The 8685-nt window shown below is 70.8% G+C and carries 7 protein-coding genes; 2 read left to right on the top strand and 5 right to left on the bottom strand.

What is annotated here, in order from left to right:
* Positions 1 to 103 precede the first annotated feature (103 nt).
* The 3 genes from GTW40_RS25395 to GTW40_RS25405 all read right to left on the bottom strand — a co-directional run bounded on the left by GTW40_RS25395 (position 104) and on the right by GTW40_RS25405 (position 3868).
* Complete coding sequence (locus tag GTW40_RS25395; RefSeq protein WP_161182492.1) at positions 104 to 1003, bottom strand: S1 family peptidase; 900 nt, start codon at positions 1001 to 1003, stop codon at positions 104 to 106.
* Positions 1004 to 1262: 259 nt separating this feature from the next.
* Positions 1263 to 3014 carry an FAD/NAD(P)-binding protein gene (locus GTW40_RS25400; RefSeq protein ID WP_161182493.1) on the bottom strand — a complete coding sequence of 584 codons (1752 nt, stop codon included), beginning with the start codon at positions 3012 to 3014 and terminating at the stop codon, positions 1263 to 1265.
* Positions 3011 to 3868, bottom strand: a complete 858-nt coding sequence (locus GTW40_RS25405; protein ID WP_161182494.1) for an amino acid ABC transporter permease — start codon at positions 3866 to 3868, stop codon at positions 3011 to 3013. Before GTW40_RS25405 ends, GTW40_RS25400 begins: the two co-directional genes overlap by 4 nt.
* Before the next feature lie 458 nt (positions 3869 to 4326).
* On the opposite strand from GTW40_RS25405, the gene GTW40_RS25410 reads away from it, so the two are divergent.
* Together GTW40_RS25410 and GTW40_RS25415 are read left to right on the top strand one after the other, a co-directional pair.
* Complete coding sequence (locus tag GTW40_RS25410; protein WP_202486407.1) at positions 4327 to 5376, top strand: ABC transporter substrate-binding protein; 1050 nt, start codon at positions 4327 to 4329, stop codon at positions 5374 to 5376.
* A gap of 310 nt (positions 5377 to 5686) precedes the next feature.
* On the top strand, positions 5687 to 6124 hold the full coding sequence (locus GTW40_RS25415; protein WP_161182495.1) for a cell division protein SepF: 438 nt from the start codon (positions 5687 to 5689) through the stop codon (positions 6122 to 6124).
* A gap of 38 nt (positions 6125 to 6162) precedes the next feature.
* Here the strand turns inward: GTW40_RS25415 and GTW40_RS25420 are convergent, their stop codons facing one another.
* On the bottom strand, positions 6163 to 7353 hold the full coding sequence (locus GTW40_RS25420; RefSeq protein ID WP_161182496.1) for an acyl-CoA dehydrogenase family protein: 1191 nt from the start codon (positions 7351 to 7353) through the stop codon (positions 6163 to 6165).
* Positions 7354 to 7482: 129 nt separating this feature from the next.
* A partial coding sequence (locus tag GTW40_RS25425; protein WP_161182497.1) for an MFS transporter occupies positions 7483 to 8685 on the bottom strand: 1203 nt, incomplete at its 5' end.

The raw sequence follows: 8685 nt of genomic DNA on the forward strand, positions 1-8685 counted from the left end.
ACCCCCACCCCCAAAAAACAAAAACGGGCCCCCACGCGCGACACACACGCATGGGGGCCCGCCGAACCGCCCCGTCAGGGAAGGACGGCCCGCCAAGGACCCATCAGGGGAGGGTCACCCCGTAGTAGCTCAACGCCTCGGTGACCGGCTGGAAGAACGTCGTACCGCCGGAGCTGCAGTTCCCGCTGCCACCGGAGGTGAGCCCGTACGCCACACTGCCCGCGTACAGCGCACCACCACTGTCACCGCCCTCCGCGCAGACCGTGGTCTGGATGAGCCCGGAGACGATGTCACCGCCGCCGTAGTTGACGGTGGTGTTGAGCGCGGTGACGCGCCCGCTGTGCGTACCGGTGGTGGACCCGCGCCGGTACACGGTCGTACCCACGGAGGGCGTCGCCGCGCTGGAGATGGTCTGGCTGCCCACCGCACTCGGGTGCGAGACCGAGGAGTTGGTGTAGCGCACCAGCGCGAAGTCGTTGCCGGGGAAGCTGTACCCGACGTTGGTACCGAGCACCGTGCTGTGCCCGGAGTCGCTGTACCAGGTGGAGGCGACCTCACCGCAGTGCCCGGCGGTCAGGAAGTAGTACGTGCTGCCGCTGCGCACGTTGAAGCCGAGCGAGCAGCGGTACTGACCGCCGTAGATGGCGTCGCCGCCGCTGATCAGCTTGTTGAACTTGCCGGGGGTGCGCTTGATGGTGAGCGCGTCCGCCTGCGCCCCGGCCTGTTCCTTGATCTTGGCGATCTCGGCCGCGCTGACCGTGCTGTCGACGGTCACGACGACCTGGTGGTTCTTGCTGTCGACGGCCCAGGCGGTACCTGGGATGTCGGACTGGCGAACGGAGTCGCTCGCCTGGGTGAGCTGGCCGGCGCTGAACGTGTGGGCTTCGTTGGCGTTCGCGGTGGGGGCGGCGAACGCGGCGGCGGCCAGGAAGCCGGTGGCCACGGCGATCAGCCGGGTCCGTCTCGCCGTGCCGTTACGGGGAGTTGTGCGCTTGATCCTCACTTTTCGTTCCCTCCCAAGGGAAGTCGGGGGCCCGCGTGGGGTCGGGGCCCGTGAGGCGCAGCCAGGGCGGAGTACCGGTCAGGCGTTCATGACCCTGACAAGCGCTGAGGGGGAGTATTCGGCCGAACGGCCGGTCGGCACAAGAGTGCGTTTCGGCCTGGGCGCCCCGCCGCCCAGCTCAACCCCCTTGAATCCGAGTCAAATTCAGCTCCGCGCCCCTCGAACCTCACCCGACCGCGACCGCGCCCCACACCACTCCTCACCCACCCCCCAGCTCTCGCAACACCACCCGGGCCACCGCGTCGTTCTGCCGGAAGGCCGCCCCGCCCGTCCGCGGCCGCGTGAACGCCCCCGGTGTCCGCGCGTCGGTGTACGGCCCGAGCGCGAACCGCCGGGGATGCGGCCGCCCGTCCCGCCCGAGGACACGCCCGTCGGCGGGGTCGACCCGCAGCAGCCCGTCCGCCGTCTCCAACGCCTCGGCGTGCAGCCCGCGCAGCAGCGTGTCCCGGGCCCGTCCGACCGAAGGATCGGGCAACCGCGCCTCGACCAGGGCCCGAGCGGTCACCGAGAACCCCGGCACCGTAGCCGACGACCCCCGGAACACCCCACCCTCGGCGACGACCTCCATCCCCGCCCCCACGAACCGCAACAGCCCAGCCCGGGACAACGCGAGCATCTGCCGCAGCCGGGGTCCGGGCGGACCGGAAGCCAGATAACTGAAGAACCCGTGCCACCAGGACCCGAGATTCCCGAGCCGCACCAACTGCCCGTAGACGGACAACAGCCCAAGAAAAACACCCAAGTCGGCGCTGAACGAAGCATCATGACGCCGCGTCAAATCGTCGGAGACATACGCCCGCACCCCCTCCTGGAACTCCGCGTGCGAAGCGAACCGCACCCCCTCCAACGGCCGGTCCAGCGCGGCGAGATCCAGCCGGTCACGGGCATCCGGCACCGCCGCCGCGACCAGCGCCCGCACCTCCTCCGCACTACCGGCCACCGCGTACTTCTCCTCGAAGTCGGCCCACTCCATGGCCGTTCGCTCGGGATGGGCGGTGAACAGCCGGTGGTAGTGGGCGAATCCCAGCTCCTTCTCCACCAACGGCCATATGTCGCGCCGGAATTCGTACCCCTCGGGCCGTTCGAGCAGCGACCGCACCTCCTCGGGCCCGAAGAAGCGGGGCAGCGGCGGGCGGGGCCCGGTCCAGTCGTAGCCGATCTTCGAGTGGTACGGCACACCGCGCCGCGAGCCGACGTACAGCACCGGCTCCCGCCCCGAGGGCACGTACACGTAACCCCCCTCGCCGTCCTCCTCGTACCGCCCGCCCCGCCCCTCCGTGAGCAGCACCATCAGGTCGACGAAGGCCAGCCCGAAGCCGCGCACGAGCACGGGTTCGCCCGGCGCGAGCGCGGACAGGTCACTGTCGGCGGTGAAGTCGGGCGGCAGGTGGACGAGACCGTGCGCGCGGGCATACGCGCTCAACCCCTGCTGCTCCGGATCGAGTTCGGAGTCCAGGTGGCCGAGCGCGAGGACGACCAGGTCGGCGACGAGCGGTTCGGTACGGCCCTCCAGCCAGACCCGCTGGCGGCCGTCGGCCGGTCCGGTGACGCGCAGGGCGCGCCGGGGGTGGTGGTGGACGGTGATGCCGGGTGGCAGGTCGGCCAGTGCGCGGTCGTAGACCCAGCGCAGATAGCGGCCCTGTATCCGCCGGTCGGCGAAGGTGCGGCCGTCGAGGCGGGCCCATTCGTGCAGGGTGGGCCCCTCGCGGACGGGCCCTTCCATCGTCACGGTCTCGTCGGTGAACATGGTGATGTCGGCGGCGTGGGAGTTCATCCAGAGCAGCTCGGACTGTGCCTCGCGCCAGATGCGGCCGCCGCCCGGCGGATGGGGGTCGACGAGGTGGATGTCGAGGCCCCGACCGCCGTACAGCTCCGGGGAGTTGGCGGCGATGCGCTCCAGGAGTCCGGTCGCTCTGGGCCCGGCCCCCACGACGACCAGCCGGTGCCTCATCGGGCGGTCCCCGTGCCGCGGGCGTAGTGCCGCTCCACGTAGTACTGGCCGATGCCGAGCACCGAGGTGACGACGGTGTACCAGAGGGTGGCGACCATCAGCAGCGGGATCACCTGGTAGGTGCGGTGGTAGATCAACTGGGCCGAGAAGAGCAGGTCGTTGACGGCGATGACGCTGACGATGGAGGTGCCCTTGAGGGTGCCGATGAGCATGTTCCCGGCGGCGGGCACGATGGAGCGCATGGCCTGCGGCAGGACGATCCGCCGCCACCGCTGCCAGGAGCTCATGCCGAGTGCCTGGGCGGCCTCGGTCTGGCCGTGGTCGACGGAGAGGATGCCGCCGCGCACGACCTCGGCGGCGTAGGCGGCCTCGTGCAGGGTGAGTCCGACGACGGCGACGGCGACCGGTCCGAGCAGGTTGACGGTCCTGATCCCGAACAACTGCGGGTACAGCGCCCCGATGTTGAACCACAACAGCAGCTGCACCAGGATCGGGATCGACCGGAACAGCCAGACGTATCCCCAACTGACCGATCTCAGCACCGGGTTGGCGGAGAGCCGGAGGACGGCGAGCAGGGTGCCGAGGGCGAAGCCGAGGACCATCACCACGGCGGTGAGCCACAGGGTGAGCCAGAGTCCGCGCAGCACGGAGACCGAGGTGAAGTAGTCGGCGACCACGTCCCATTGGAAGGCCCGGTTGCGCAGGACCGAGTCGACCACGAGCCCGAGCAGCACCAGGACGACGACGGCGGCGACCCACTGGCCGTAGCGGCGGCGGGGGACGATCGAGGGACCGTCCGGGCGCGAAGGCGCCGGGGACGGGGCGGAGGATTTGGCAAGGGTGTCGGATGACATGCGGGACTCCGTGACACGTCGGACCCGACGCGCCATGCCCGCACTCCGCCGCGCCCCGGAGCGCGGTCACGGCCGAGCCCCTCAGCAGGGCCGTCCCACGAGAGTACGTCGCCGTTTCCCCGCGCTGTCAAGAGCGTCCGGAGTGTGAGCGGCCCGTCTCAACTCGGTTGACGGGCCAATAGGTTGCCTGTTCCACTGGGCCCATGCGCCCACAGCAGTGGCTGGTCACCCGCTCCCACATCGACTTCGGTCGCGTGTGGTCCGCGTCCTGTTGAGCTGACCCCCTGCGCGCCCGCGCTCGTTCCGGGCGCCTTCGCGTTCTCGACTTCACTTCCCTTTCCGGCCTTCACGCGCGCGCCCTGCCCACCGCACCCTCCCTCCCCTCGCGCCTGCCGTAGCACCGCCTTCTCCCCTCGCGTCCGGCTCGTCCTCCCCTTCTGCCAGGAGACCGCTTCCCGATGCCCGCGCCCACGCGTCACCTCGCCATGCCCACGCGTCACCTCGCCATGCCCACGCGTCACCCCGCCATGCCCGCACACCGCCTTCCCGCCCCCACGGGCCGCGTCGCCCTTCCCGCCCGCCGCCTCCTCGCGCCCTTCGCCGCCCTCGCCTCCGCCGCGCTCCTGCTGACCGGCTGCGGCTCGGGCTCCCCCGACTCCCCCGGCTCCGGCGCCCGCGTCGCGGCCGGGTCCGACGCGATCCCCACCACCGACGTCGTCTCCGGGATCGCGAAGGACCCGGCGGCCGCGAAGCTGCTGCCGGCCGGGGTCACCCACCTGACCGTCGCGGTCGCCGTGGGCGGCACCCCGCCCGGCACCACCTACCTCGCCGATGGCACGACCCTGACCGGCCAGGACGTGGACATCACCAAGGCGGCCGCCAAGGTGCTCGGCATCAAGCTCAAGATCGAGCAGGCGAGCTTCGAGGCGATCCTCCCGGCGCTGGAGAGCGGCAAGTACGACTTCGGCGCGAGCAACTTCGGCGTCACGGACGAGCGCCGCAGGACAATCGACTTCGTCACCTACGTCAACGACGGGCAGGGCTTCGTCACCCGCAAGGACAGCGAACTCGCCAAGATCACCGATCTGAGGCAGCTGTGCGGTCTGAACATCGCGACCGGCGCGGGCACCACCTTCGAGGCCACGCTCGAGAAGAACCGGCACGTGTGCGCGGACGCGGGCAAAAAGCCGTACCACGTACAGACGTACGCCGAGCAGAGCGCGATCTGGTCCTCGATCCAGCAGGGGCGCAGCGATGTCGTGATGTCCACGATCAACGGCCTGCGCTACGCCGTGGCGCACCAGCCGGGCCTGCGGTTCCTCAACGAGTACCACCGGCTCGACGTCGGCTTCGCCTTCAGGAAGGGCACCCCGCTGGCGCCCGCCTTCCGCGCGGCGGTGAACCGGCTCATCGCGGACGGGGCGTACGCGCGCGTCCTGAGGAAGTGGGGGACGACGGGTTCCGCGATCAGCACGTCCCGGATCTCGCCACCGGAGCTGAAGAACTGATGCGCGACTGACGACCCGTCACACTCCGTTCCAGACCTTCCTATCAGCGGACAATCAGGGCGCACAGGGCACTTCGTTCACCCTGACACACCACGCATCACCCATCCGCCGCGAACAATCATATTTCACTCTCAGTCAGCAGCCGTACGGGGCGGAGCCCTTGTGACACAAGGGCTCTCGACGTATGGACCGCGCACCAGTACCGTCACAAACCCCCCGCGCGCCGACTATCCACTTGGCGCGCTGTCAGCATCATGGATGACCATAGGGATGGGAAGAGCAAGAGAAACCGCTGAGAGAGGAGGCGTCCATGGGATCGGTACGCAAGGCGAGCGCGTGGCTCGGCCTGGTCGACGACAACGATGACGAGCGTTACTACGACGACGACTACTCCGAGGGCGCTCAGTCCGCGGACGCCTGGGTCACGGACCCGCGCGTCAAGGTCGCCACGGACACGGCCGAGGACAAGGGCCGCCGGATCGGCACGGTCACCCCGGACAGCTTCCGGGACGCCCGCGCCATCGGCGAGATGTTCCGGGACGGCGTCCCGGTCATCATGAACCTCACGGCGATGGAGGCCACCGACGCCAAGCGCGTCGTGGACTTCGCCGCCGGTCTGACCTTCGGACTGCGGGGCACGATCGAACGGGTCGCCACCCGGGTCTTCCTGCTCACGCCCGCCCACACCGAGGTCGTCAGCGGTGAGCCTTCGGGCCGCCGTCAGGACGGCTTCTTCAACCAGAGCTGAGGCGGGGCCGTTCACCACGGCCCCGCCCCCTCGGGGGCTCACCGGAAGGCATCGAGCCCGGTGAGCGCCTTGCCCAGCACCAGCTGGTGCATTTCGACGGTGCCCTCGTAGGTGAGCACCGACTCCAGATTGGTCGCGTGCCGCATCACGGGATACTCCAGGGAGATCCCGTTGGCACCGAGGATCGTCCGCGCCGTACGGCAGATCTCGATGGCCTCGCGGACGTTGTTGAGCTTGCCGAAGCTGACCTGCTCGGGACGCAGGCGGCCGGCGTCCATACGCCGCCCCAGATGGTGGGCGAGCAGAATCCCCTTGTGCAGTTCCACCGCCATGTCGGCGAGCTTGGCCTGGGTGAGCTGGAAGCCGCCGATGGGCCGCCCGAACTGCTCCCGCGTCCGCGCGTAGTCCAGCGCCGCCTCGAAGCTGCTGCGCGCGGCGCCCATCGCACCCCAGACGATGCCGTACCGGGCGTGCGAGAGACAGCCGAGCGGCCCGCGCAGCCCGGTGACCTCCGGCAGCACCGCGTCGGCGGGCAGCCGTACGTCGTCCAGGACGAGCTCGCTGGTGACCGAGGCGCGCAGGGACCACTTGTGCTTGATCTCGGGCGCGGAGAAGCCGGGGCGGTCGGTGGGGACGACGAAGCCGCGGATGCCGTCCTCGGTACGCGCCCAGACGACGGCCACCCCGGCGACCGAGCCGTTGGTGATCCACATCTTGCGCCCGCTCAGCACCCAGTCGTCGCCGTCGCGCTTCGCGAAGGTCCGCATCCCGGCCGGGTCGGAGCCGTGGTCCGGCTCGGTCAGCCCGAAGCAGCCGATCACCTCGCCGGAGGCCATGCGGGGCAGCCACTCGTTCTTCTGCTCCTCGCTGCCGTAGCGGTGGATCGCGTACATGGCGAGCGAGCCCTGTACCGAGACCAGCGAGCGGATGCCCGAGTCGGCGGCCTCCAGCTCCAGACAGGCCAGGCCGTACTGCACGGCCGACGCGCCCGCGCAGCCGTAGCCGGTGAGCGACATGCCGAGCACGCCGATCGAGCCCAGCTCGCGGGCCAGCTCCCGGATGCCGGGCAGCTCGCCCTTCTCGTACCACTCGGCGACGTACGGCAGCACCCGGTCCGCCGCCCAGCCGCGCACGGTGTCCCGGACGGCCAGGTCCTCCGGTTCGAGGAGGTCGTCGATGCCGAGCGGGTCGGCGGGGTCGAACGGGGGCAGCTTCGCGGACGCGGACATGGAACACCCTCCGGCACAGTGGGCACGCGGAAAACTAGCGACGCTAGTCGGAATGCTCCGGCCGACGTTACGATGCGGGCCGCCCGGCGTCCAGGGCGGCCCGCGAAGATCGGGGAGACGCCCCCTGGGTCAGGCGATCGCCCTCGGCTTGCCCGGCTCGCGGGGCGGGGGCAGCTCGGTCACGGTGGACGCGACGCCCTTGGACACGCTGGACACGAGGGGCTCGGACAGAGCGGCGGCGACAGGCTCGGGCAGCTCCGTCACTCCGACCACCCGGTCCGCGGCCTCCCCGTCCACCACTCCGCTCTCCGGCGGGCAGTTCATCGTCCGGGGCAGCCGCAGCGCCATCACCGCGCCGAGGAGCAGCAGGCCCGCGCTGACCAGCAGGGTCACATGCAGCCCGTGCACGAAGGAGTCACGGGCGGCCTGGCGCAGCGCCTCCCCGGCGGAGCCGCCGAGCCGTCCGGCGATCTCGTACGCCTCGCCCAGCGAGTGTCCGGCCGCCGCCGCGTCGGAGGCGGGGACACCGGGCACCGAGGTGAGGGCGGGGGCGTAGGCGCGATTCATGACGCTGCCGAGCAGGGCGATGCCGATGCCCGCGCCGAGCTGGTAGGAGGTCTCGCCGATCGCGGCGGCACCGCCCGCGCGGTCGGCGGGGGCCTCGCTGAGCATCGACTCGTACGCCCCGAAGAGCGTGGTCTCCAGGCCGAAGCCGAGCAGCACGAAGCCGGAGAGCAGGAGCGGGGTGTTGTCCTGGCCGCCCATCGCCGTCAGCAGGACGACGGCGGCGGCGGTGAGACAGAAACCGGAGACGACCATGCGGCGTGGGCCGAGCCCGCGCAGCATCCGGGCCCCGGCGAGACCCGCGGCCATCGCGGCGGCGGTCAGGGGCAGCAGCCGCAGACCGGTGCGCAGCGGGGACAGGCCGAGGACCAGTTGCAGATACTGCGCCGCGATCAGCTCCAGGCCGACGAGCGCCAGCATCGCCAGGATGATGCAGCCCACGGAGGTGCTGAACGCGGGACGCCGGAACATCCGCAGATCGACCAGGGGGTGCGTGCGACGGCTCTGGCGCCGGACGAAGAGGTACAGCAGCGCCGCGCCGACGAGCAGGGGCATGACGGTGAGGAGGCTCAGGGGCGGTTCGCCGCCGCCGAGCCGCTTCACGCCGAGGACGACGCCGAAGAGTCCGGCCGCCGCCATCAGCGCGCCGAGCACGTCCCAGGGGCCGTCGCGCTCGCCGCGCGACTCGGGCAGCAGCATCCGGCCGATGGGCAGGCTCACCAGCATCAGCGGGATGTTGACCAGGAAGACCGAGCCCCACCAGAAGTG

Source organism: Streptomyces sp. SID4985 (assembly GCF_009863025.1).
GTDB lineage: Bacteria > Actinomycetota > Actinomycetes > Streptomycetales > Streptomycetaceae > Streptomyces.

What these genes read in the sequence shown, in the direction of transcription:
- GTW40_RS25400 (WP_161182493.1), bottom strand. Translation starts at nt 3,014, where the DNA reads ATGAGGCACCGGCTGGTCGTCGTGGGGGCCGGGCCCAGAGCGACCGGA.
- GTW40_RS25420 (WP_161182496.1), bottom strand. Translation starts at nt 7,353, where the DNA reads ATGTCCGCGTCCGCGAAGCTGCCCCCGTTCGACCCCGCCGACCCGCTC.
- GTW40_RS25410 (WP_202486407.1), top strand. Translation starts at nt 4,327, where the DNA reads ATGCCCGCGCCCACGCGTCACCTCGCCATGCCCACGCGTCACCTCGCC.
- GTW40_RS25415 (WP_161182495.1), top strand. Translation starts at nt 5,687, where the DNA reads ATGGGATCGGTACGCAAGGCGAGCGCGTGGCTCGGCCTGGTCGACGAC.
- GTW40_RS25405 (WP_161182494.1), bottom strand. Translation starts at nt 3,868, where the DNA reads ATGTCATCCGACACCCTTGCCAAATCCTCCGCCCCGTCCCCGGCGCCT.